24 protein-coding genes and 1 tRNA gene are annotated in these 23,612 nt (G+C 63.6%); 12 read left to right on the top strand and 13 right to left on the bottom strand.

Annotated elements, in window-relative coordinates; genetic code table 11:
* Positions 1-51 precede the first annotated feature (51 nt).
* Positions 52-987, top strand: a complete 936-nt coding sequence (locus AABQ55_RS20875; protein WP_272806421.1) for a hypothetical protein — start codon at positions 52-54, stop codon at positions 985-987.
* Positions 988-1,011: 24 nt separating this feature from the next.
* Complete coding sequence (locus AABQ55_RS20880) at positions 1,012-1,752, top strand: hypothetical protein (RefSeq protein ID WP_272806422.1); 741 nt, start codon at positions 1,012-1,014, stop codon at positions 1,750-1,752.
* Positions 1,753-1,931: 179 nt separating this feature from the next.
* Here the strand turns inward: AABQ55_RS20880 and AABQ55_RS20885 are convergent.
* The 3 genes from AABQ55_RS20885 to AABQ55_RS20895 all read right to left on the bottom strand — a co-directional run bounded on the left by AABQ55_RS20885 (position 1,932) and on the right by AABQ55_RS20895 (position 4,312).
* Positions 1,932-2,008, bottom strand: a tRNA-Met gene (locus AABQ55_RS20885).
* 131 nt (positions 2,009-2,139) lie between these two features.
* Entirely contained in the window at positions 2,140-3,336 is a 1,197-nt protein-coding gene (mnmA, locus tag AABQ55_RS20890; protein ID WP_272806423.1) for a tRNA 2-thiouridine(34) synthase MnmA, read from the bottom strand.
* 226 nt (positions 3,337-3,562) lie between these two features.
* Positions 3,563-4,312, bottom strand: a complete 750-nt coding sequence (locus AABQ55_RS20895) for a helix-turn-helix transcriptional regulator (RefSeq protein ID WP_244768365.1) — start codon at positions 4,310-4,312, stop codon at positions 3,563-3,565.
* A 436-nt stretch (positions 4,313-4,748) separates the two neighbouring features.
* On the opposite strand from AABQ55_RS20895, the gene sciP reads away from it, so the two are divergent.
* The gene (gene sciP / locus AABQ55_RS20900) at positions 4,749-5,024 is read left to right on the top strand and encodes a CtrA inhibitor SciP (protein WP_023515011.1); all 276 of its coding nucleotides are present in this window, start codon (positions 4,749-4,751) and stop codon (positions 5,022-5,024) included.
* 65 nt (positions 5,025-5,089) lie between these two features.
* Here sciP and AABQ55_RS20905 read toward each other — a convergent pair whose 3' ends face one another.
* On the bottom strand, positions 5,090-5,551 hold the full coding sequence (locus AABQ55_RS20905) for a paraquat-inducible protein A (protein WP_272806424.1): 462 nt from the start codon (positions 5,549-5,551) through the stop codon (positions 5,090-5,092).
* Between the two features lie 140 nt (positions 5,552-5,691).
* On the opposite strand from AABQ55_RS20905, the gene AABQ55_RS20910 reads away from it, so the two are divergent.
* Positions 5,692-5,973, top strand: a complete 282-nt coding sequence (locus AABQ55_RS20910) for a GNAT family N-acetyltransferase (RefSeq protein WP_272806425.1) — start codon at positions 5,692-5,694, stop codon at positions 5,971-5,973.
* 84 nt (positions 5,974-6,057) lie between these two features.
* Here AABQ55_RS20910 and AABQ55_RS20915 read toward each other — a convergent pair whose 3' ends face one another.
* The gene (locus tag AABQ55_RS20915; RefSeq protein WP_244768503.1) at positions 6,058-6,408 is read right to left on the bottom strand and encodes a flagellar export protein FliJ; all 351 of its coding nucleotides are present in this window, start codon (positions 6,406-6,408) and stop codon (positions 6,058-6,060) included.
* Between the two features lie 527 nt (positions 6,409-6,935).
* Here AABQ55_RS20915 and ctrA point away from each other — a divergent pair.
* Complete coding sequence (ctrA, locus tag AABQ55_RS20920; protein ID WP_064331096.1) at positions 6,936-7,634, top strand: response regulator transcription factor CtrA; 699 nt, start codon at positions 6,936-6,938, stop codon at positions 7,632-7,634.
* 158 nt (positions 7,635-7,792) lie between these two features.
* On the opposite strand, the gene AABQ55_RS20925 is transcribed toward ctrA, so the two are convergent.
* Complete coding sequence (locus AABQ55_RS20925; RefSeq protein WP_244768362.1) at positions 7,793-8,155, bottom strand: response regulator; 363 nt, start codon at positions 8,153-8,155, stop codon at positions 7,793-7,795.
* Positions 8,156-8,270: 115 nt separating this feature from the next.
* Positions 8,271-8,924 (bottom strand): histidine phosphotransferase ChpT, encoded by a 654-nt coding sequence (gene chpT, locus AABQ55_RS20930; RefSeq protein WP_244768361.1) that lies wholly within the window; start codon positions 8,922-8,924, stop codon positions 8,271-8,273.
* A 219-nt stretch (positions 8,925-9,143) separates the two neighbouring features.
* Here chpT and AABQ55_RS20935 point away from each other — a divergent pair, with 219 nt between their 5' ends.
* The 3 genes from AABQ55_RS20935 (at position 9,144) to AABQ55_RS20945 (ending at position 11,417) form a co-directional block, all read left to right on the top strand.
* Positions 9,144-9,722, top strand: a complete 579-nt coding sequence (locus tag AABQ55_RS20935; protein WP_244768360.1) for a DUF1134 domain-containing protein — start codon at positions 9,144-9,146, stop codon at positions 9,720-9,722.
* Between the two features lie 137 nt (positions 9,723-9,859).
* Positions 9,860-11,008 (top strand): hypothetical protein, encoded by a 1,149-nt coding sequence (locus AABQ55_RS20940; RefSeq protein ID WP_272806426.1) that lies wholly within the window; start codon positions 9,860-9,862, stop codon positions 11,006-11,008.
* Between the two features lie 25 nt (positions 11,009-11,033).
* The gene (locus AABQ55_RS20945; protein WP_272806427.1) at positions 11,034-11,417 is read left to right on the top strand and encodes a hypothetical protein; all 384 of its coding nucleotides are present in this window, start codon (positions 11,034-11,036) and stop codon (positions 11,415-11,417) included.
* Between the two features lie 34 nt (positions 11,418-11,451).
* Here AABQ55_RS20945 and AABQ55_RS20950 read toward each other — a convergent pair whose 3' ends face one another.
* Both AABQ55_RS20950 and AABQ55_RS20955 read right to left on the bottom strand, forming a co-directional pair.
* Positions 11,452-12,282, bottom strand: coding sequence for a TrmH family RNA methyltransferase (locus AABQ55_RS20950; protein ID WP_272806428.1), 831 nt, complete (start codon positions 12,280-12,282; stop codon positions 11,452-11,454).
* 6 nt (positions 12,283-12,288) lie between these two features.
* Positions 12,289-12,681: a hypothetical protein gene (locus AABQ55_RS20955; protein WP_272806429.1), complete on the bottom strand. Its 393-nt coding sequence runs from the start codon at positions 12,679-12,681 to the stop codon at positions 12,289-12,291.
* Between the two features lie 35 nt (positions 12,682-12,716).
* Here AABQ55_RS20955 and AABQ55_RS20960 point away from each other — a divergent pair, with 35 nt between their 5' ends.
* From AABQ55_RS20960 to AABQ55_RS20970, 3 genes are all read left to right on the top strand, one after another.
* Complete coding sequence (locus tag AABQ55_RS20960) at positions 12,717-13,742, top strand: RluA family pseudouridine synthase (protein ID WP_272806430.1); 1,026 nt, start codon at positions 12,717-12,719, stop codon at positions 13,740-13,742.
* A gap of 257 nt (positions 13,743-13,999) precedes the next feature.
* The gene (rpoH, locus tag AABQ55_RS20965) at positions 14,000-14,905 is read left to right on the top strand and encodes an RNA polymerase sigma factor RpoH (RefSeq protein ID WP_064331103.1); all 906 of its coding nucleotides are present in this window, start codon (positions 14,000-14,002) and stop codon (positions 14,903-14,905) included.
* A 164-nt stretch (positions 14,906-15,069) separates the two neighbouring features.
* Positions 15,070-15,618: a GNAT family N-acetyltransferase gene (locus tag AABQ55_RS20970; protein WP_272806431.1), complete on the top strand. Its 549-nt coding sequence runs from the start codon at positions 15,070-15,072 to the stop codon at positions 15,616-15,618.
* 62 nt (positions 15,619-15,680) lie between these two features.
* Here AABQ55_RS20970 and AABQ55_RS20975 read toward each other — a convergent pair whose 3' ends face one another.
* Both AABQ55_RS20975 and AABQ55_RS20980 read right to left on the bottom strand, forming a co-directional pair.
* Positions 15,681-17,933: a hypothetical protein gene (locus AABQ55_RS20975; RefSeq protein WP_272806432.1), complete on the bottom strand. Its 2,253-nt coding sequence runs from the start codon at positions 17,931-17,933 to the stop codon at positions 15,681-15,683.
* 69 nt (positions 17,934-18,002) lie between these two features.
* Entirely contained in the window at positions 18,003-19,307 is a 1,305-nt protein-coding gene (locus AABQ55_RS20980) for an adenylosuccinate synthase (protein ID WP_244768352.1), read from the bottom strand.
* 221 nt (positions 19,308-19,528) lie between these two features.
* Between AABQ55_RS20980 and AABQ55_RS20985 the strand changes: the two genes are divergently transcribed.
* The gene (locus tag AABQ55_RS20985) at positions 19,529-20,422 is read left to right on the top strand and encodes a DMT family transporter (RefSeq protein WP_244768351.1); all 894 of its coding nucleotides are present in this window, start codon (positions 19,529-19,531) and stop codon (positions 20,420-20,422) included.
* Between the two features lie 219 nt (positions 20,423-20,641).
* Here the strand turns inward: AABQ55_RS20985 and serA are convergent, their stop codons facing one another.
* A complete protein-coding gene (serA, locus tag AABQ55_RS20990; RefSeq protein ID WP_244768350.1) occupies positions 20,642-22,237 on the bottom strand; it encodes a phosphoglycerate dehydrogenase in 1,596 nt (531 codons plus the stop codon).
* Between the two features lie 75 nt (positions 22,238-22,312).
* On the bottom strand, positions 22,313-23,494 hold the full coding sequence (locus AABQ55_RS20995) for a phosphoserine transaminase (protein ID WP_272806433.1): 1,182 nt from the start codon (positions 23,492-23,494) through the stop codon (positions 22,313-22,315).
* Between the last annotated feature and the right edge of the window lie 118 nt (positions 23,495-23,612).

A 23,612-nucleotide genomic window follows, 5' to 3' on the forward strand; every position in this document is an offset into this window, starting at 1 on the left:
ATTCGGTTGCATTTGCTTCAATAGGCAATCGCGTCTGGTGGAGGATGGGCCTTGTTTCTTGAAAAGCATTCGCGCTTCATACGTCGCTACGAATTCACATTGGGGGCGAGAAAGAAACTTGGTGCCGTCATCCCGCTTTATGCAGAAGAGGGCGAGCTCAGCTTGTATGACGCGCTCGATGCCGCGTTAGAAAAAGACGGAGCCTCGGCTAAGCAACCCAACAATGACACAGTTGATTTGGCCGAAATGGACTGGATCGGCGGTTGTTTGGTCCTGCTTTTTCACCGCAGCAGTCCTGATGCCGCTGACCCAATGTATCGGCGGTTTGTTAAAGGAAAGCGGCAGCTGCGACCAAGCGTGAAGGAAGACGATGAAGAGCAGACCGTCTCAGCTCATATGGTTATTAAACCTCATCCAGTTATTGCAAACACCTATAAATTTGCGCTGGAGGAGATCCCTGGGCTCAGCGCTAGCACCATCATTCCAATTATTCGTCAAGCTCTCGCGGAGTATGCATATGAGTATGAAGACAAGCGCGGCGAAACACACGAAACGTACGCTACCTTGAAATATGAGGGCATTAAATCCGAGAGCCTTGAGGAGGCCTTAAAAACGGGCCGTTTTATTGACATAAAGATATCGCGACCGGCGGAAATCGACTTCCTAGACGCTGAGGGTGTAATCGCCCCCGGACGAGAGTATGCGACCCTCAAAATCACCGCCGAACTAGACGAAAAAGAACTCATGGATCGGCTGGTTTTTTGGCGAAACCAGGCAGCCGCAAATGGATGGACTGATTTTAGCGTCGATCTCGAAATGGACGACAAGCGGCGGCGCACTGTCCGCATCGATCGCGATGCGGAGGCAAAAGAAATATTGTTTGTGCGCGCTGATCAGGTGAACTTTCGGACCGAGCTGAAGGTATGCGCCGCCGAGATCGTGGAAGAGTTCGTGAGCAAGAGCATTGAGCTGTTAGAAGGCAAATGATAACGCTGATGCTGGAGGTTGATCATGGCTTTGATGCTCTATCCATTGAGATACCTCACGCTTCAGGATGAGAAAACGAGATCGCTTGGTCGCCGTGACGCGCCCGCTACTCTGCTTCTCGCAGCCCTCATTGCACTTCCATTCACGTGGCTTCCCGACGCCAACTTTCTTGGTGTAGGCGGGTTCCTCGCGAGCATGAGCGGCTTGGCCTCCGCATTGGCCGGCTTTTACGTCGCCGCACTGGTCGCTGCAGCGACCCTGGCACGTGGTTCCGATCTCGATTCGCCGATCCAGGTTGGGAAAATCATCCGAGTTGAAACCGTGGAGGGAGTAAGGGAACGGCAGCCTCTAAGTCGTCGTGAATACGTCTGCGCACTTTTTGGGTATCTGTCGTTTCTATCGTTTGGGCTCTCAATCGGGATTAATGTCATCGTCGCATTAGCCGCATCGAAATATTTAGGCCAACTGATCGAAGTGCGCATCTTTGATACCTCGACCGTGACGTTCGCTCAGGTGCTGTCTCCAGCGCTGAAGATTGCTCTCACAGTCCCAATTGCGCATTTGTTTGTGGTGACGACGTATGGTCTCTACTATCTCATCAAGCGCTTGTATGAGCAGAAGCCTAAGGTCAAATCTCCTGTCTCCAATGAGCCTCCATCCGCGGAGCGGAGGCCACGCCGAGCGGGGGACGGTCCGCAAAGACGCGTGGCCCAGGCGGATGCTGGCGTGACGGTTCAGTTTGACAGCCCTTCAAAGGGGCTATGATTCGGCTTCGAGCATGCTTTTTGTCACCACATCCGGAATTTGTGAAATTCCGATTTCTCGTGTCAAAATTCCGAAAAATCGCGGCGAGCTACAGCCGTTTTCCACGCGCTATAGCGTTATATGAGTCGGGAGGATTAGACGGCCGTGGCCGTCAATGGACTTTAGCGGAACAAAAAAATTGGTAGCGGAGGAGGGATTCGAACCCCCGACACAAGGATTATGATTCCTCTGCTCTAACCTACTGAGCTACTCCGCCGCCCGAAAGAGGAACAGAACGATGTCCGTTGCCGTCCGGTGCGCGGCTTATAGGGTGCTGTTCCCGCGGGTGTCAAGCGGCGTTCACACAAAAATCGCTTTGTCCGCAAAGGCCTTGGCGGATGCGGGTGTTCAGGCCGCCGCCGGGGTCGACAGAATGCGCCTGAGGGCATCCTCGGCGGCCGGTTCCCGCTCGGAACGCAGGATGAAGCCGCCGCCATGGATGCGGGCGTCCTCGCCTTCGCCGGAATAGAGCGCGCAGGCCTGGCCGGGCGCAACACCCGGCTCTCCTTCGGCAAGCTCCACATAGAGGCCGCCGGGGCCGGACTTGAGGCGGGCGGGGCGCGGCGGGCGCGTCGAGCGGACCTTGGCGTAACAGTCGAAGCCCGCCGCTGCCACGGCCTCCAGGTCGCCGTCGCCGAGCCAGTTGATATCGCGCAGGTAGAGGCGGCGCGTTTCCAGCGCCTCCTTGGGGCCGACGATGACGCGGCGCGAGCGGGCGTCGAGGTAGACGACATAGAGCGGCTCGCCCGTCGCGATGCCGATGCCGCGGCGCTGGCCGATCGTATAGTGCAGGATGCCGTCGTGGCGGCCGAGCACGCGGCCGTCGATATGCACGATGTCGCCGGCAAGCGCCGCATTCGGCTTCAGCTTGTTGACGATGTCGGAATATTTGCCCTGCGGCACGAAACAGATGTCCTGGCTGTCGGCCTTCTTGGCGACGACGAGGCCCATCTCCTCGGCAAGCGCCCGCGTTTCGGCCTTCGAGAGATGGCCGAGGGGGAAGCGCAGATAATCGATCTGCTCCTGGGTCGTGGCAAAGAGGAAGTAGCTCTGGTCGCGCTCGGCATCGACCGGCCGATAGAGCGCGCGGCGCTGCGGCGCGTCCGGCGTCGGGTTCGGCCGGGAGCGGATGTAATGGCCGGTGGCGAGCGCATCCGCGCCGAGCTCCTTGGCCGTGGCCAAAAGGTCGGCGAACTTGACCGTCTGGTTGCAGGCGACGCAGGGGATCGGCGTTTCACCGGCAATGTAGCTTTCGGCGAAGGGATTGATCACCGTCTCGCGGAAGCGCTTTTCATAGTCGAGCACGTAGTGCGGGATGCCCAGCGTTTCACAGACCCGGCGCGCGTCGTCGATATCCTGGCCGGCGCAGCAGGAGCCGGCGCGGTGCACCGCGGCCCCATGGTCGTAGAGCTGCAGCGTGATGCCGAGCACGTCGTAGCCTTCGCGTTTCAGGATGCCGGCCACGACGGAGCTGTCCACGCCGCCCGACATGGCGACGACGACACGGGTATCTTCCGGCTTGCGATCGAAATCGAGACTGTTCACGCGAGGTCCGTTCCGGTGCTGCGGCGCTTGAGAGCCCGCCGCAGGGCACCTTTCACTGAGGTTTGCTTGACGCAAGGACGGCGCCCCGCAATCGGCGCGGCGTCTTTCGGGCGACATATAGAAACTTGCCGCACCGAGGGCAAGAGAAGGCCGGAAACCGCGTCTTTCCGGCCGCGCATCGGCCCCGCCTTCCCGGTCCGCCGGCAGAGGCCTCGCGCGAAGGAAATCAGATGAGGCGCAGGCGCAGCGCGATGGCGATCGCCTGCATGCGGTTGACCGCCTTGAGCTTGCGGGTCGCGCTCTTGAAATAGCTGCTCACCGTATAGGCCGAGATGCCGAGGATGATGGCGATCTCGTCGCTGCTCTTGCCGGCCGCCGCCCAGCGCAGGCACTCGACCTCGCGGCTCGACAGTTTCTCCCGGCTCGCCGTGGCCGCCACGAAGGTCTTTTCAAGGCACTCGAAAAGCTGGAGGGCGGCGAAATGCAGGTCCGTCAGCTCCCGGCGGGCAAGCGGGGCCTGCGTGCCGGAAAAGGCCATCAGATAGGGATCCGATGTCGTGGAATGCAAAAGGAAGGCCGTCGAGGCGGCAAGGCCGTGGCTTTCGGCAAGCGCGATCGCCTCGCCGGCCTGGCCGTTCTCCCAGTCCGACGGGGCGAGGAGCGAGCTGTCGCCCTGCACGGGCAGCTTCGTCATGCCCGTCTCGATCGCCAGCCGGCTCAGATGGAAGAGGTTCATCGCATCGTACTTGCGCACGAGATCGGCCGGCCAGTTGCTGACGATCAGCCGCTCGGCAAAACGCTGCTGCTCGTTGGCCGGGAAGCGCGACACCAGGAAGTGGCTGAAGCCGAAATGGGTGGCGCACTGGCGCATGAGGTGCAGCACCTCGTATTCGGTCTGCACGGATTCGATATTGGCCGTGGACAAGAATTCAGGCGACCAGGCCTGCTGCAGGAGCATGTTGTCTGGATCTTTCATTTTCCGTTTCCAACAGCCGGCGCGAAGGCCGGGCTCGGGTGCATTCTCGATCCGGAAAATTTAAGGCGCACCCCTTCACAAGAGCGGCGACGAAAAACGCCGCGGAAGCCATATCCCGACTGGGAACAGCTCGCGGAGGAAATTCATGGTGATGCATCCTAGGGCTTCCGGTGGCATCCATCGACGCCGCCCTTAAATTTGGGGGCGTATTAGCAGGATTTGAATAAAAGGGAAATGAAATATTTGCATGGCTCCCATGCGGGTGTTGCGCAGGGCGAGCATGGCAAACGTAAGGGAAGCCAAGGCTTCCAGCCCCGGGTACAACGGGCGAAGCCGCTCAAAAGATTAGAAAATTGTTAGCATGCGTTTAGGCAAATCTTAAATGTGGCGGGCTACAGTCCCCGGCATATGGTCTTGAGTTTATGTAGAGAGTCCAATGACCGATCTGATACGACCCCGCGTTAAATACGTCATCGGCCCCGATGGCAGCCCCCTGACGATCGCCGATCTGCCGCCGGCCAACACGCGGCGCTGGGTGATTCGCCGGAAGGCAGAAGTCGTCGCCGCCGTACGTGGCGGGCTCTTGAGCCTCGAAGAAGCCTGCGAGCGTTATACGCTGACGGTCGAAGAATTCCTCTCCTGGCAGTCCTCCATCAACGATCACGGCCTTGCCGGCCTGCGCACCACGCGCATTCAGCAGTACCGCCACTAACCGTTTCATTTCCGATCAAGACCCCTACGGCTGCGCCCCGCGCGGCCGTAGTTTCGTTTGAGGGGTCAAGCGCCGCGCTCGGTCGGGCGCAGCTTCATCTGCAGAAGGCCGGTCATGATCGCCGAGGCGGCGTAGAACCAGAGGCCGGGCTGGGTGAAGGCCGAGGCCATGCCGCTCGTCTTCGCCGCGACGATGACGAGCGCCACCAGCATTACATCCATCATCGACCATTTTCCAAGGATGGGCAGCAGCCGGGCGAGCCAGTTCGCCTTGCCCTCCGGCGGCGTCGGCGCGGTCGCCTCCAGTGCTATCGCGAAGAGCTTGATCACCGGGAAAACGATGGAGAACAGCGCAACGAGCACCGCAAGCCCCCCGCTCCCCTGCCCCCAGAGCGAGACGACGATATCGATCAACGAGGGCGTCTCGTCGAAGAAGTAGAGTTTTTCGAAACGCACGAGCGGCAGGACGAGGCCGAAGGCGAGGAACAGCGCGGAGAACACGAGAAGGGCGGGAACGACAAGGATCATGGCAGGTCATCGCTGGTTTCGATGCCCCTGCATAGCACCGCGGCGACGTGGATGCAGCACGGTCTGTTCACATCCCGCACGGTTGCGGGAGGGCGCAGGACAGGAAAGGATGGCACCAAAGCAACGAGAGCGAGGGCCTCATGGACATCACCAGCGAAGAAACCGGCTCGAAGGGCCGCTATTCCGCCACCGTCGACGGACACGAGGCGGAGGTGACCTATTCACGCGCCTCGCCGAAGCTCGTCATCGTCGACCATACCGGCGTGCCGGATGCGCTGCGCGGCAGGGGCGTCGGGCAAGCCCTGGCGGCCCATGCGGTGGAAGAGGCACGCAAGGGCGGCTGGAAGATCATGCCGCTCTGCCCGTTCTTCCGCGCGCAGGCCATGCGCCACAAGGAATGGCACGACGTCGTCAATCTCTGACACGGCCTCCCCTCAAAAAAACGCGAAGAGCCCTCGTGAGCGGTCTTTCGGCCGCTCGCGAGGGTTCTTCAGAACCGGACCGGGTCAGGCGCGCAGCCGGACCGCGTTGTCGCGCTCTTCGAGCGCCGAAGCCTTGGCGAACTCCGCCTCCGCCTCTTCCAGCGCCAGTTCGGCCGCGTCCTGCTGCACCTTCAGTTCCCGGATCGAGACCTGGAGGTTGTCGGAACGCTGGCGCGCCGCCTTGGCGAAGGTGGGGTAAGCGAAGTGGTTGGGATCGGTGATCCCGGATTTCTTTTCCTCGATGGCGATCTGGCTTTCCAGTTCCTTCGACATCCGTTCGAATTCGGACATCATCAACTGAAGCTGGGCCAGCTGCCGCCTCTTCTCTTTCACCTGAAATTCCTTCAGGCGAACTAGGCTCTCACGCGACTTCATACGCAATACTCCCGTGGATAGCGAGACCCCGGCATTGGAGCGAACGACCGCCAAAACACGGCAACCGTTCACCCGGCATTCCAAATCAGTGCCCGAAGCGCGGCGTTTCACCGCACGCCGGAGACCGGCATTGAGCCCGAAACCCGGCAAAATGCGCCGGGCCCACGAAAAAATTCAGCGATATTAATAAAACCCTACCGCTGGTAACCTTTCGTTTACGGGCATCGTTAATCATAGGTGCGATGATTTAAGGCTCAGTAAATGCGGTTCGCTAAAAAACGGGTGCGTCACATTGATGAGTCGAAAGAGTCGGTTAACCGTGCTTCTTAAAGAGACAGTTTAAGAGTCACATTTCTGATTCATCCATGAAATCAGGGGGCTGCCTAAAATAATTAACAGATCGATACACCTTGCCAAAGGGAATCAGGATTTGTTAACCAATTCGTGGCAGCCTCCAAATCAGGCAACGACTGGATCCGTATCGCGTAGGGGGCCAGGTACCTTGAGCGGCGGAAAAGGGGACAGATATGCGGGTTCTACTCATTGAGGACGACAGCGCGACGGCGCAGAGCATCGAACTGATGCTGAAGTCCGAAAGTTTTAATGTGTATACCACCGACCTCGGCGAGGAAGGTGTCGATCTCGGCAAGTTGTATGATTACGATATCATCCTGCTCGATCTGAACCTGCCCGACATGTCGGGTTACGAGGTTCTGCGCACGTTGCGCCTGTCCAAGGTCAAGACGCCGATCCTCATCCTCTCCGGCATGGCCGGCATCGAGGACAAGGTGCGCGGCCTCGGCTTCGGCGCCGACGACTACATGACCAAGCCGTTCCACAAGGACGAGCTCGTCGCCCGCATTCACGCCATCGTACGCCGCTCCAAGGGGCACGCCCAGTCGGTCATCTCGACCGGCGAGCTCATCGTCAATCTCGACGCCAAGACGGTCGAGGTCGGCGGCCAGCGCGTCCACCTGACGGGCAAGGAATACCAGATGCTCGAGCTGCTCTCGCTGCGCAAGGGCACGACGCTCACCAAGGAAATGTTCCTCAACCACCTCTATGGCGGCATGGACGAGCCGGAACTGAAGATCATCGACGTCTTCATCTGCAAGCTGCGCAAGAAGCTGGCGAACGCCGCCGGCGGCGCGAACTATATCGAGACGGTCTGGGGCCGCGGCTATGTGCTGCGCGAGCCCGACGGCGACTATCTCGAAAGCGCCTGACCGGCCCTCCTCCCCTTTTCCGCTCAAGATTTCAACCCGCCGCTTGCCGGCGGGTTTTTCTTTGTTCGAGTTGGTCGTGGGCGGGGCGAGACATCGACAAACGAAAACGCGGCCGGCTCCTCAAGAGCGGCCGCGTTCAAACGGTCAGTCCGGTCGTCTCAGGCGGCGGCCGAGAGGCTGCCGAAGACCTGGGTCAGGATCTTGCGGTCGAAGGGCTTGAGCAGGAAGTCGTCCGCGCCAGCGCGTTTGCCCATCATCATCTTCTTCAGGTCTGCCTCGACCACGCAGTAGTAGATGCGCACCGACTTGCCCTGCGGCAGGTTGCGGACATTGCCGATGAGTTCGAGAGCCCCGTCCATCGTCGAATCGACGATGAGGATATTGGGCAGCTCCGCCTCGCAGCGCACAAGGGCTTCCAGCGAGCTCGACGCTTCCAGCACAAGGAAATCGAAACCGGAGAGAATACGTTTGCCGACCTTACGGACGACGTCGGAACCATCGGCGATCATCAACCGCTGCATTCGCTGCTCCTAGGTCTCCCGCCCGTTAAGCGGGAACAATACAAGGTGCAACTCTACCGCCGACTGGCAAACAAAGCGTTAGCGGCCATGGTTAACGGGCCATGGCCGCCATCGATCATTCCGAGGCCGGAACGACCCGGGCCGAGAAGACGATCTCCTCGGGGCTCACGGCGACGTCGAGCGCCATGCCCGCCTCGTCGGCGAGCAGCACGGTGTAATAAGGCTGGATGGAATGGGCATCGACCGCCTCTTCCGGCGTGCCGGAGAGGATTTCCGTGAACTTCGGCGGCACGCGCAGCATACGGCCCCTGGCGACGAGCTTGAAGGTGGCGTCGAATTCCGGATTGTCGAGCGTCACGTCGATCGAGCCGCCGCGCGGAATGGCGCCATAGGCGACGAGGAACAGGTTGAGCAGCAGCTTGACCCGGTTCTTCGCGACGATGGCACGCGGCCCGGTCCAGGTGATCTCCGTCTTCTTCTCGGCGGCGGCGAAATCGCGCGCGGCCTTTTCCGCCTCGCCCGTGTCGATCGACGCACCGACCGAGCCGGAGGCACCGAAGGCAAGCCGCGCGAATTTCAGCCGCACGGAGGCATTGAGCGCGCTGGTGCGGATGAGGTCCATCGCGTCGGCATCGGCGCCACCCTCGTCAAGCAGCTCCAGCCCGTTGTTGATCGCCCCGACAGGCGAGATGACGTCATGGCAGACACGGCTGCACAGAAGCGCTGCCAGGTCGGGACCGGTCAGCGTAAGGTTCGGATTTTTCGCCATAAATTTCTCCCAGATCCACGCATCACTTCACGCGGACGGCCCTAGCATGGGCACATTCGCGGGCATCCTGCGCGACGCATAGCACGCGGGAAGTGCGCGAGGCGTGCCCGATTTGAAGACAGCCATAATGACACCACATTTGGTAAACCGATTGTTAAGACGATCGGATCAAATTGCAGCATGGAACGGGGCCGATACATGAAGGAAGGCGAGCGGGACATGGGTGTTTCAAATCTGGTCACGATCGCGCTCAGGATCGTAACAGCGGCGATCCTGGCGCTTTTCACGGTTCTGCCGGCGCAGGCGCAGCAGAACGGCCAATATTCCATGCAGGAGATCGTCGACGCCGGCCACGGCTTCTTCGGCTCGACCTCGGGCGGCCTTGCCAAGGTGGTCGAACGCGCCTTCGAATCCTACGGCCTGCCCAACGGCTATATCCTCGGCCAAGAAGGGTCCGGCGCCTTCGTTGCGGGCCTGACCTATGGCGAGGGCACGCTCAACACAAAGAATGCCGGCCAGCATTCGGTGTTCTGGCAGGGCCCGTCGCTCGGCCTCGACTGGGGCGGCCAGGGCAGCCGCACCATGATGCTCGTCTACAACCTGCCCGACGTCAATTCGCTCTACGAGCGCTACGGCGGCGTTTCCGGCTCGGCCTATGTGATCGCCGGCGTCGGCATGCAGGTCAACGTCAACCGCGACGTCGTGCTCGTGCCGATCCGCACCGGCGTCGGCGCCCGCCTCGGCATCAATGCCGGCTACCTGAAGCTGACGCGCGAGCCGACCTGGAATCCCTTCTGAGAATGAAAGGGCGCCCTCGCCCGTCCGGTTAACCGAGAGTTGATTTCTGATGGAGGGCCCCTCCCGCAAGGTTGGACGAGCCGCTATAGTGGGCTCGTTCGAGCCCGTTTGGGGCCAGTTTTGGAACGAGTGGACCCGTGATCGAGTATGCCCTTCTCTTCGCGCTCGGCTTTCTCGCCGCCACGCTGACCGGCCTGCTCGTCGCGCCGGCCGTCCAGAAGCGCATCGTCAAGTTCACCGAGAACCGCATGCGCGCCACCATGCCGCTGAGCCCGCAGGAGGTGCGTGCCCAGAAGGACATGGCCCGCGCCGCCTATGCCGCGGAAAACGCCCGCCTGTCGGAAGGGATACGCCGCGAACGGGAAAAACACACGCTGGAAATGGTGCGCAACGAGAAGCTGCTGGCGCAGGCCGCGGCGATCGGCACGGAAAATGCCGAACTGCACGCCCAGATCGCCGACATGAACATAGAGGCCGGCGATATGCGCTCCGCCCTGCGGCGTGAGGAAATGAAGGGCGAGCAACTCAAGGCGGCGCTCGCGACCGCCGACCGCGAGATTCGCGGCAAGGTAGCCGATATCGAGGCGCTTCACGCCCGCATCAACCACCTCGAAGCCGATCTCGACGCCATGAAGATCGATCTCGCCACCCGCGACACGACGATGGAAAACCTGAAGAGCCGCATCGGCAATCTCAAGGACGAGCGCGACAGGCTGCGCGAGGATCTCAAGACGGCGAACCAGAGCGCGAAGGCCCTGGAAGTGCGCCTGTCGCGCGAGGAGGGCCGCGTGCTCCAGCTCGAAACGCGGCTGACGCGCGAGCTTGCCGGCAGTGCCGACAAGGACAATGCGATCGAACGGCGCATTGCGGAAATCAACCGCCTGCGCGACAAGGTGAAGACGTTGACAGCGGAAAACAAGGAAGCGGTGAAGGCCGTGCGTTCCACGGAGCTTGCCCGCACCATCGCCGCAAGCCGGCCCTCGCCCCGGCGTGCCGACAAGATCGCACCCCCGCCGATCGACATCGCCGCGCTGGAAGAGGATGTGCGCAACCAGGGCACCGCCCTCTCCGAACGGCTGATGGCGGCGAAGACCGGCGAGAACGATGCGGCACTGCGCGAGGAGATGGCCGATCTCGCCAGCAAGATGATCGTGCTGACCGCTACCCGCGAGGGCGCCGGTTCGCCGGTGCACGATCTCATCGCCACGATCGACCCCGCCCTCGACGGCGATGAGCGCAGCCTTGCCCAGCGCGTGCGCGAGCGGATCGGCCGCGACGAGGCATAGCCCCGTCACGGCGGAGGAGTGCGAGATGAAGGCAGCAATCCTGGCCCTGCTCATCGGCGTCACCGGCGCGACGGCCCCCTCGCCCAGACAGGCAGCCAGCATCGACGGGCGCTATTGCGGCCGCCTCTGGAGCAACGGCGTGCTGGTCGAGGCGATCACGGTGCTGAAGCTTGCAGGCGACGGCCGGCTGGGCGGAACCTATGAATTCGTCGACGGCGGCGGCCGAACCTCGGGCACCCTGAGCGAGGACCCGCCCGGCGAGGGCCTTGCCCGCACGCTCGACTGGCAGGACATGTACGGCAGCGGCAAGCTCTCCATCACCCTCAGCCCGGATTTCAGCGGCTTCACCGGCACATGGCAGGACCAGACCGGCGGGCCGAACGAACTTTGGGACGGCGTTCGCTGCTGAGGGGCACTGCGAACAACGGAAGGGCTGCGAGCGCCTACGCGACACGCCCCATGGCAAGCGCGATCTGGTAGAGCGCGATGCCGCTCGCCGTCGCCACGTTCAGGCTGTCGAGCCCCGGCCGCTGCGGAATACGCGCCGTGCGGAAGGAGGAGAGAATGGCCTCCGGCAACCCCTCGCCCTCCGTGCCGAGCACGAGCGCGATGCGCCGCGCAGCCGGGATCTCCGCCATCGGCACTGCACCGCGCGGCGAAAGTCCCCAGATCTCGAATCCTGCGTCCGCAAGGCCGGCGAGCATGGCCTCGGCGCCGGGGCCGCGGGAAAACGGCACGCTCAGCACCGAGCCGACGGAGACGCGGATCGCCTTGCGGTAGAGCGGATCGCAGGAGGTCTCGTCGAGGAACACCGCATCCGCGCCGAAGGCGGCGGCATTGCGGAAGATCGCGCCGACATTGTCATGGTTGGACAGGCCGCAGCCCGCAAGCACGAGGCTCGTTTCCGGCAGGCGGCCGAGAAGCGCGGCCCCCTGTTCCGGCGGCGGCTTGCGGCCGAGGGCCAGCACGCCGCGATGCATGTTGAAACCGGCGATCGCATCGAAGACCGCGGCCGAGGCGACATAGACCGGCACTGTCTCCGGGAAGGAGGCCAGCACATCGGCAACGCCTGCAAGGCGGTTTTCGAGCAGCAGGATGGCCTCGGCGGCAAACCCGTTCTTGCGGGCCGAAACCCCGCCGAGCATGCGCAGCACCACCGTGCCCTCGGCGATGAACAGTCCGTCCCGGCCCGTCAGGTCGCGTTCGCGGATCGAGACGAAACCCGCAATGCGCGGATCGGCGGGATCCTCGATCAGGGCCGGCTCCGCCGCCATGCCCGGTCAGTTGCCTGCGATGGCGACCTCGGCGACGATGCGCCCGGCCGCGATGTCGAAGAGGAACGCCTTGCGCGCGCCGTCGGCCATCACGCCATAGAACAGGATCTGGCCGCCGGAATTGGAGACCGCCGAGACGGCAAAGCCATCGGGCAGCGTCGCGGTCGCCTTGACCGGCGCGTCGCTCGGCACGGCCAGGGCGCCGCCGGACGAGGCGGCGGCTTCCGGCTTGCCATCGCGCGCGTTGATCTTATAGACAATGGCCGCAAGCACCGCCATGAACATCAGGAGCATGATGCCGCCGGAGACCAGTTGCAGGCGCATCATCTTGCGACGAACATTTTCCATCACCGGGTCGAGCGGCTTGTCTTCCTGATCGTCGTTTTCGATGTTGGACATGGCAGGCGCCCTTCCGGCAATGAGTGTAGTGAACGATGACCGACCCCTTTAAAGAAGCCGACGCCACAAGAAAAGTCCTGACGGTGCCGGAAGACGCCGAAGGGCGCATCGACGCCTGGCTCGCCACCACGCTTGCCGGCGATTTCTCGCGCAGCCGCATCAAGGCACTGATCGAGGAAGGAGCCGTGCACGTCAACGGCGCGGCCATCGGCGAGCCGAAGCGCAAGATCCATCCTGGCGATCGCGTCGAGATCGCGCTGCCGGAGCCGCGCGACCCCGAGCCGAAGGCCGAGGACATCCCGCTCGAGGTGCTCTACGAGGACGACGACCTGATCGTCATCTGCAAGCCGGCCGGCCTCGTCGTCCATCCCGGCGCCGGCAACTGGACCGGCACGCTGGTCAATGCGCTCATCCACCATTGCGGGACGAGCCTTTCCGGCATCGGCGGCGTGCGGCGCCCGGGCATCGTGCACCGACTCGACAAGGAGACGAGCGGCGTCATGGTCGCCGCCAAGAACGACGCCGCGCACCGCCACCTCTCCGACCAGTTCGCCGACCACGGCCGCACCGGCCCGCTGGAACGCGCCTACCAGGCCGTCGTCTGGGGCCGCCCCCGCCAGCTCAGGGGCACGATCGACGCCCCGCTCGGCCGCGGCATGGACCGCACCAAGCGCGCGGTGAAGCGCGAGGACGCCGACGATGCCCGCGAGGCGATCACCCATTACGAAGTGGTCGAGCGCTATGGCGAGACCGAGGACGGCACCAGCCTCGCCTCCCTCGTCGAGTGCCACCTCGAAACCGGCCGCACGCACCAGATCCGCGTGCACATGGCCCATATCGGCCACCCGCTGATCGGCGATCCGGAATATGGCGGTGCCTTCAAGACCAAGGCCAACCGGCTGCCGGACGAGGCGCGCGACGTGGTGAACGGGTTCCACCGCCAGGCGCTGCATGCCTTCCTGCTGCAGTTCGAGCATCCCTCGACGGGCGAGACCCTGCATTTCGAAGCCCCGCCGCCGGCGGATCTGGCCCGCCTGATCGAGGCGCTGCGGGCCGTCTGAACCCCGCTGCCCCTTGATTCTCGGGCGCTGGACCCCATTTGGGGGATGTGTCGCAAAATCCGTTCCGCCCGTCCCGCCTTCACGCAGCCGTGAAGCTTGCGGAGCCTTGAAACATTGTTTCGCCACACCTATCTGTAGGATCAGTGGGGTCGCCATGACCCACGGGGAGCATGGTTGCTGACGGGGATCCGGTTTTCAGGATCAGGCTCCGTACCAAGGCTTGCCGGAATGGAAGCCGTCTCAGAAAGGGGTGCTGAATGGCCCGCAATACGCTGCCGTCGATCACGGCCGGAGAAGGTGGTCTCAACCGCTATCTCGATGAAATCCGCAAGTTTCCGATGCTTGAGCCGCAGCAGGAATACATGCTCGCCAAGCGTTACCAGGAGCACGGCGACCGCAACGCCGCCCACCAGCTCGTGACGAGCCACCTTCGTCTCGTGGCGAAGATCGCCATGGGCTATCGCGGCTACGGCCTGCCGATCGGCGAAGTCGTCTCCGAGGGCAATGTCGGCCTCATGCAGGCCGTGAAGAAGTTCGATCCGGAACGCGGCTTCCGCCTTGCCACCTATGCCATGTGGTGGATCAAGGCCTCGATCCAGGAATATATCCTGCGCTCGTGGTCGCTGGTGAAGATGGGCACCACCGCCAACCAGAAGCGGCTGTTCTTCAACCTGCGCCGCATGAAGGGCAAGATCCAGGCGATCGACGACGGTGACCTGAAGCCCGACCAGGTGAAGGAAATCGCCACCAAGCTGAAGGTCTCGGAAGAGGAAGTCGTTTCGATGAACCGTCGCCTCACCGGCGACGCCTCGCTCAACGCGCCGATCAAGGCCGGCGAGGGCGAATCCGGCCAGTGGCAGGATTGGCTCGTCGACGACCACGACAGCCAGGAACAGACGCTGATCGAGCAGGACGAGCTGGATACCCGCCGCGCCATGCTGGCGCGCGCCATGGGCGTCCTCAACGAGCGCGAGCGCCGCATCTTCGAGGCCCGCCGCCTCGCCGAAGACCCGGTGACGCTGGAAGAGCTCTCCGCCGAGTTCGACATCAGCCGCGAGCGCGTCCGCCAGATCGAGGTCCGCGCCTTCGAGAAGGTACAGGAAGCCGTGCAGAAATACGCGGCCGAGCAGGCCCGCGCCGTGCGCGTCATCGAAGACGCCTGATAGAGGCGGCCATCCGACCATGAACAGGCCCGGCAGCGATGCCGGGCCTTTTGCTTGAGGCTTGCCGCATCGGCACTTCGCCGGTCCATACTTCAGGCAGCGCATCACGGGGCGGGCAGCGCGCCGGATTTTGCCGTCCGTGGCATTGAAACTGGACATCGACAATGACCGAAGCCTATCGCCTGCCGGAAGAATTCACGACCGAACGCCATCTGGTCCGCCGCATCCGCCCTTCCGATGCGCAGGCGCTCTTTTCCGGATGGGCGACGGATCCCGAGGTGACCCGCTACCTCACCTGGCGCCCGCATACGGACATGTCCCAGACGCAGGATTTTATCCGGCATGCCAGCCGGGATTGGCAGGCCGGTGCGAGCTTTCCGGCGGTGATAAGCCCCCGGCAGTCCCCCGGCGACCTCATCGGCATGGTTCATCCCCGCCTTGCATCGACAAAGGTGTCCTACGGCTGGCTTGTCCGCCGGGACCATTGGGGGCAAGGCGTCGCCAGCGAGATCGTTCGCTGGGTCGTCACGCATGCGCTCTCGCATCCGTCTGTTTTCCGGGCGGAAGCAACGTGCGACACGGCCAACGCCGCTTCGGCGCGCGTGATGGAGAAGGCGGGCATGGTACGGGAGGGGCTCTTGCGCCGCCACGTGCTTCATCCGAACCTGTCGGACGAGCCGCGCGACAGCTTCCTCTATGCCCGGGTGCGGTGAACACCGGCCGGGCATGAAAAAAGCCCGGCAGAGCCGGGCTTTTGCCTTGACGGAAAATCGCCTCACTGGCTGCCCGGCGTGCCGAGCGTCGCCCAGGCCTTCATCACCTTGTCGAACGCCTCCGCGCCGGCCGTGCCCTTGTCGAGCGTGATCAGCGCACGGCGGCCGTTGCGGTAGGTGATCGGGATATCGATCCAGCTGCGGGTGCGCAGGAGGTCCGTGTTCTTGGCGATCGCCTCGGGGAAGTCGTTGAGCGCGATCATGTGGAAATCGTCGGTGATCTTCGCCGGCACGGCGATCAGGGCGTCGCCGCGATCCTGCTCGGTGCGCTTCATCGCCACGCGCTGCACGCTTTCGATGCCGCCGCCTTCGAAATTCTCCGGCAGCGAGAAGACGAGCTCCACCAGATGGCTCGCCGGCAGGGAGCGGTCACCGTTGCGGCGGAAGGTGATCAGCGCCGTCAGGCCCTTGGAGGGCACGTTGACCTGCGCGCGCACCACCGGCTCGTCCTTGGCGTCGCCGCCCGGCGATTCTTCCGCGCTCGACCAGGCCACCGTGCCTTCGATCGCCGTCGGCGCCGTCTGGCCGAGGCGCTCTTCGTAGAGGAACATCTTCTGCGTCACGCCGATCGCCGGCTGCTCACCGGTGGCTGCGGGCGTACCACCCTCCGTCGTGGTCGTCGCATCGCCCGTGCCGGCAGGCGTCTGTGCCGCGCCGTCGGTTTCAGGGGTCACCTCGCCCGTCGTCGTGCCGCTGGCTGCCGCGGGACCGTCTTCCGTCGTCACGCCCGCCGTTTCCGGGGTCTGCGCGGCGACCGACTTGCCCTCTTCCGGCGTTGCGCCGTCGAGCGCGGCGGCCGGCCCCTCGTCCACTTCGGTCCCATCCGCCAGGAGGCGCTGCGTGAACTTGCCGGTACCGCTCGGGGTTGCCACGGCAACCTCGGTGTTCGTCGATGTGCCTGCCGCGGTGTCCGGCGTCTGGGCCGTCTCGCCCGAGGTGGTGTTCGCCGCCGGCAGGCTGCGGCTGCCTTCGGCGGTCTCGGCCGTCTGCGGGGTTTCTGCCGGCGTTTCGGTGGAGGGCGCGGTGAAGGCGACGATCCGCTCGTTGACCCAGTCGTTCACCGTATCGCGGTTGAACCAGTAGGCAGCGCCGGCACCGCCGACAAGGGCGACCAGCGCCACCACGGCTGCGAGCGCCGCGACATTGAGGCGCGACTTGCGCGGCTCGGCGCGGAAGGAGCGCTGCGGCGCGCGGGCCGTTTCCACGGTCGGCGTGGGAGATGTCGCATCGGCAAGCCCGGCCTCCGCCATGGCGGCCGCGCCGGCAGCGGCCGCACCAGCCTTCGGGCCGTGGCCGAGAAGTTCGTCGAGATCGCTCCAGTCGCGTGAAGACGCCTGTTCCGGCGTTGCCTCCGGCTGTGCGGCCTTCTCCTCCGGCCAGTCCCAGGTGAGCGGGTCGCTGGCGGTGGTGTCCGCCGGCTGGACGTGGTTTTCCGCCGTCACATCGGCCGGGCTCGCCTCGTTCCAGTTCCACTGGGCCTCGGCCGAGGGCATGCGGGTGTCCGCCGCCGGCTCGGCGTCGGGCACCTGCTCTTCATGCACCGGATCGCCATGCACCGGATCGGCCTGCACCTGCGGCTCGGCGGCCTCGGCCGTCTCTTCCGCTTCCGCCTCGTGCGCAGGCTCCTGTTCCGGCTCCTGCCAGGAGGGCACATAGTCGTCAGCCGGTGCGGCCTCGACATGCCAGGACGGCTCGTTGTGCGCCTCGACGATGGCCGGCTGCTCTTCCTGCCCCGCAAGGTCTTCGGCGGGCTCGGCGTCTTCGACGACGGGCGCGGCGTGTTCAGGCTCGGGCTCGGCATGGGCTTCAGCCGGCGGGGTATCCTCCACCGGCGGCTCGGCGGCCGGCTCCTCCTCGATCGCCTGTGCTTCTGCTTTCTCGGCAGGCGCGTCTACGGCCTCGGCGACTGGCTCCTCATGATGCTCCGGCTCGGTCTCGGCAACCGCTTCTTCGGCTTCGGGAACGGCGGCGGGTTCCTCCGCCACCGGCTCCGGCTGCAACACCTCTTCGGCGGGTTCCGGCGCGATGTCCTCGGCAGGCAGCGCCTCGGCATGGTCTATCTCGACGCTGTTGATCGCCGCCTCGAGCTTGTCGAGCTGACGCTTCACAAGGTCATCGGAAGGGCGCGGGTTCATGGATTCGAGCTGCCGGCGGACGGCGCCGCGGGCCTTCTCGTAAACCTTCTGCCGCATCTCGGCGTTGTTGTCCGAGAGGCCGTCCACGGCCCTTCGAATGACTGCTACAAAATCCGCCATCAGAACTTTCCGTCGTGTCCGCTCGCTATCTCATTGGAATACGTCACGGAACTGGTGTTGAGCTTGAGATTAGTCCTCAAACGGGTCGGTCACAAGTATGGTGTCGTCCCGCTCCGGACTGGTCGAGAGCAGGGCGACCGGGGCGCCGATCAGCTCTTCGACCTGGCGCACATATTTGATCGCCTGGGCCGGAAGATCCGCCCAGCTGCGCGCGCCGACGGTCGATTCCTTCCAGCCTTCGAGCGTAATGTAGACCGGCTCGACACGGGCCTGCTGGCCTTGGCTCGCCGGCAGGTGATCGATTTCCTTGCCGTCGAGCGTGTAGCCGACGCAGATCTTCAGTTCGTCTAGGCCATCGAGCACGTCGAGCTTGGTGAGCGCGATGCCGGTAATGCCGTTGGTGGCGACCGACTGGCGTACCAGTGCCGCGTCGAACCAGCCGCAGCGACGCTTGCGCCCCGTCACCGTGCCGAATTCATGGCCCTTCTCGCCGAGGAACTGGCCGATCTCGTCGTTCAGCTCCGTCGGGAACGGGCCTTCGCCGACGCGCGTCGTATAGGCCTTGGTGATGCCGAGGATATAGCCCAGCGAGCCCGGCCCCATGCCCGAGCCGGCCGCAGCCTGCCCGGCCACCGTGTTCGACGAGGTCACGAACGGATAGGTGCCGTGGTCGATGTCGAGCAGCGAGCCCTGCGCGCCTTCGAACAGGATGCGTGCGCCGCGGCGGCGCTCCTTGTCGAGCATCAGCCAGATCGTCTCGCGGAAGGGCAGGACGCGGTCGGCGACCGAGGTCAGCTCCTGCATGATCGCATCATGCGTGATTTCACTTTCGCCAAGGCCGCGACGCAGCGCGTTGTGATGCGTCAGCAGGCGCTCGACCTTGCCCGGCAGCGTGTCGAGATCGGCAAGGTCCATGACGCGGATGGCGCGGCGGCCCACCTTGTCCTCATAGGCCGGGCCGATGCCGCGGCGGGTGGTGCCGATCTTGACGCCGGAATTGGAGTTGGAGGCCGCGTCCTCGCGGATACCGTCGAGTTCGCGGTGCAGGGAGAGGATGAGGGTCGCATTGTCGGCGATGCGCAGGTTTTCCGGCGAGATCTTGACACCCTGCTTTTCCAGCTTGTCGATCTCGGCGATCAGCGCATGCGGATCGACGACGACGCCGTTGCCGATAACGGCCATCTTGCCCGGGCGCACGACACCGGAAGGCAGCAGCGAGAGCTTGTAGCTCGTGCCGTCGATGACGAGCGTGTGGCCGGCATTGTGACCACCCTGGAAGCGCACGACAATATCGGCGCGTTCGGAAAGCCAGTCGACAATCTTGCCCTTGCCTTCGTCACCCCATTGCGATCCGATCACCACGACGTTCGTCATTTCATCTTTCCCGTTTTCGCGCACGAGCGCCTTGCTGTTACGCACGCATGCGCGCGCCTGACACAAACCCGCGCATCTATACTGTGTTGTCCTTGGGATTGCGACCCTGTTATGACGGCCGCAATCCGCTTTTTGCATGACATCTGGCGCTTTTTCACCTTATGTGGGCCACCCGCCGGCCCGCCTTGCATGCATCCTTCCACCTATCGGACCCAGCCGCCTTGAACAGCAGAGCCTATTTCTACCTGTGCGTCACCTCGCTTTTCTGGGGCGCGAACTCGGTGGCCGGCAAGCTTGCCGTCGGCCATGTCAGCCCGATGGTGCTGACCACCTTCCGCTGGACCATCGCGCTCGGCGTCATCCTGGTTCTCATGCTGCCGCAGGTGAAGCGCGACTGGCCGGCGATCCGCCGGCACTGGCTGCAGCTGCTTCTCTACGGCGTCTTCGGCTTCACCGCCTTCAACGCCCTGCTCTACACCGCGCTCGGCTATACCAGCGCCATCAACGCCGTCATCGAGCAGGCCGGCATCCCCATGCTGATCTTCGTCTTCAATTTCGCGCTCTTCCGCATCCAGGCCTCGATCGCGCAGGTTCTCGGCTTTACCGTCACGCTGGTCGGCGTTCTTGTAACAGCCGCGCATGGCGAATTCTCGGCATTGGCGGAACTGGAGTTCAACTTCGGCGATGCCCTGATGCTCGGCGCCTGCATCGTCTATGCCGCCTATACGGTCTCGCTGCGCTGGAAGCCGGAGATGCACTGGCAGAGCTTCATCGCCGCGCCCGTCTTCGGCGCGTTCCTCAGCGCCCTTCCGCTGCTCTTCTGGGAAGTGTCGCGCGGCGCCGCGATCTTTCCCGATACCACCGGCTGGATCGTCGTGCTCTATGCCGGCATCTTCCCCTCGTTACTTTCGCAGGTGCTCTATGTGCGCGGCGTAGAGATGATCGGCGCCAACCGGGCCGGTCTCTTCATCAACGCCATCCCGGTCTTCGGCACCATCCTGTCCGTCGCGCTGATCGGCGAGACGATGCACCTGTTCCACATCGTCGCCCTTCTTCTGGTACTCGGCGGCATCGCGATTGCCGAATGGGGACGGCCGAAAGAGAAGAACAACTGACAAATGCAAGAAATCACCCGCAATAACCTGTATTCCGTGAAGATCCACCCCTGATGCGGGCGCTTAAATCTTGTCTGGGTTTTCAATGTTGCCCTCGCCTGCAACATGGCCTCTTCGAGTTCCAAGTCGTGAAACCGCCTGATCCCGCGAATGCCGCCAGAGAAAAGGCCCGTCGGATCTCTCCGGCGGGCCTTTCTGTTCGTCTTGGGAGGACGAAGATCAGTCGACGTTGAAGACCAACGACTTGACCTGGCGGATGGCCGGGTTGACGCGCAACTTGTTCAGGACATCCTCGGAGACGGCGGCATCGACATAAAGCAGCGCGATCGCATCGCCGCCCTGCTTGTCGCGGCCGAGCTGGAAGTTGGCGATGTTGGCGCCCGCCTCGCCCAGCGTCGTGCCGATGAAGCCGATCATGCCGGGAACGTCGGTATTGGTGATGTAGACCATGTGGTTGCCGACGTCGGCATCGAGGTTGATGCCCTTGATCTGGATGAAGCGCGGCTTGCCGTCGGAGAAGACGGTGCCGGCGATCGAGCGGGTCTGGTTCCCGGTCGTTACCGTCAGGCGGATATAGCCGTCGAAGACGCCCGACTTGTCGCGCTTGACCTCCGACAGGATGATGCCCTTTTCCTTGATCATGACCGGCGCCGAGACCATGTTGACGTCGGCCACCTGCGGGCGGATGAGGCCGGCGAGCACCGCGCTGGTCAGCGCCTTGGTGTTCATCGAGGCCGTCGCGCCGTCGTAGAGGATCTCGATTTCCTTGATCGCGCTTTCCGTGACCTGGCCGACGAAGGCGCCGAGCACGTCCGCAAGGCGGATGAACGGCTTCAGGATCGGCGCCTCCTCGGCGGTGATCGACGGCATGTTGATGGCGTTGGATACAGCGCCCTTGACGAGGTAGTCCGACATCTGCTCGGCGACCTGGAGGGCGACGTTCTCCTGCGCTTCCGTGGTCGATGCGCCGAGATGCGGCGTGCAGACGACGTTCGGCAGGCCGAAGAGCGGGCTTTCGGTGGCGGGCTCGACCTCGAAGACATCAAAGCCGGCCCCGGCGACATGGCCGGACTTCAGGGCTTCCGCCAGCGCCTTCTCATCGACGAGACCGCCGCGGGCGCAGTTGACGATGCGGACGCCCGGCTTCGTCTTGGCGAGCGCCTCGGCGTTCAGGATGTTGCGGGTCTTGTCGGTGAGCGGAACATGCAGCGTGATGAAGTCGGCCTTGGCCAGCAGCTCGTCCAGTTCGACCTTGGTCACGCCCATCTCCTCGGCGCGCTCCTTGGAGAGGAACGGGTCATAGGCGATGACGTGCATCTTGAGGCCGATGGCGCGCGAGCAGACGATGGAGCCGATATTGCCGGCGCCGATGACGCCGAGCGTCTTGCCGGTGATCTCGACGCCCATGAACTTCGACTTCTCCCACTTGCCGGCCTGGGTGGAGGCGTCGGCGGCCGGAAGCTGGCGGGCGACGGCGAACATCAGCGCGATGGCGTGCTCGGCCGTGGTGATCGAGTTGCCGAAGGGCGTGTTCATGACGATGATGCCGCGGCGCGAAGCGGCCGGGATATCGACATTGTCAACGCCGATGCCGGCGCGGCCGATGACCTTGAGGTTGGTCGCCGCCGCGATCAGCTTTTCCGTCGCCTTGGTGGCCGAGCGGATGGCGAGGCCATCATAATTGCCGATGATCTCGGCGAGCTTGTCCTTGTCCTTGCCGATCTTCGGCTGGAAATCGACGTCAACGCCGCGATCGCGGAAGATCTGAACGGCGGTTTCCGACAGTTCGTCGGATACGAGTACGCGAGGTGCCATGAGAGGCCTCCTTCAATGGGTCCGGGAAGATGAGATAAGGGTGGCTTCGCCCGAAGGACGAAGCCAGTCGCAAAATCAGGCCGCGGCCTTGGCGAGCGTCGCCTTCTGGGTCTCGAAGGCCCAGGAGAGCCACGGCATCAGCGCTTCGAGGTCGGCCGTGTCGATGGTGGCACCGGCCCAGATGCGCAGGCCCGACGGGGCGTCGCGATAGGCGCCGATGTCGTAGGCGACACCTTCCTTGTCGAGGAGGGCGACGAAGCCCTTGGCGAAAGCGGCCTGGGCGTCGGCATCGAGCGCCAGCACGTCCTTGTCGGCGATCGTCAGGCAGACCGAGGTATTGGAGCGCGTCGCCGGATCCTTGGCGAGATTGGCGATCCACTCGTTCTTCTCGACGAAGTCGAAGATGACCTTGGCATTGGCGTCGGCGCGGGCCATCAGGCCCTTGAGGCCGCCGACCTGCTTCGCCCAGTTGAGCGCATCGATATAGTCCTCGACGCAGAGCATGGAGGGCGTGTTGATCGTCTCGCCCTGGAAGATGCCCTCGATCAGCTTGCCGCCCTTGGTCATGCGGAAGATCTTCGGCATCGGCCAGGAGGGCGTATAGCTTTCCAGCCGCTCGACGGCGCGGGGCGACAGGATGATGACGCCATGCGCGCCCTCGCCGCCCAGCACCTTCTGCCAGGAGAAGGTGACGACGTCGAGCTTGGCGAAATCGAGGTTCTGCGCGAAGGCGGCCGAGGTCGCGTCGCAGATGGTCAGGCCCTTGCGGTCGGCCGGGATGAAGTCGGCGTTCGGCACACGCACGCCCGAGGTCGTACCGTTCCAGGTGAAGACCACGTCACGGTCGAAGTCGATCGTGGAAAGGTCGGGGAGAAGACCGTAATCGGCCGTGATCTTGCGCGTGTCGGGGAGCTTCAGCTCCTTCACGACATCGGAAACCCAGCCCGAGCCGAAGCTTTCCCAGGCGACCATGTCGACGCCGCGCGGGCCGAGCAGCGACCACAGCGCCATCTCGACGGCGCCGGTATCGGAGGCCGGCACGATGCCGATGCGGTAATCCGCCGGCACTTCCAGGACGTCACGGGTGAGATCGATGGCCTGCTTGAGCTTGGTCTTGCCGATCTTGGCGCGGTGCGAACGACCGAGCGGAGCATCGGAAAGCGCTTCGAGCGACCAATTTGGGCGCTTCGAGCAAGGGCCAGAAGAGAAATGGGTATTGTTCGGACGCACGTCCGGCGGTGTGACGGTCTTCGTCATGATCGCTATCCTTCCAGATAGATAGCTCCTCGTTGGGGAGGAGTGTCCCGCCGCCGTGAATATGGAAGAGCCGTTTTCAAGTCAAGAGGATTATGTCGCGAACGAAAAATAATGCGGC

The sequence above is a fragment of the Shinella sp. WSD5-1 genome, from assembly GCF_963942435.1.
In the GTDB taxonomy this organism is placed as follows: Bacteria; Pseudomonadota; Alphaproteobacteria; order Rhizobiales; family Rhizobiaceae; genus Shinella; species Shinella yambaruensis.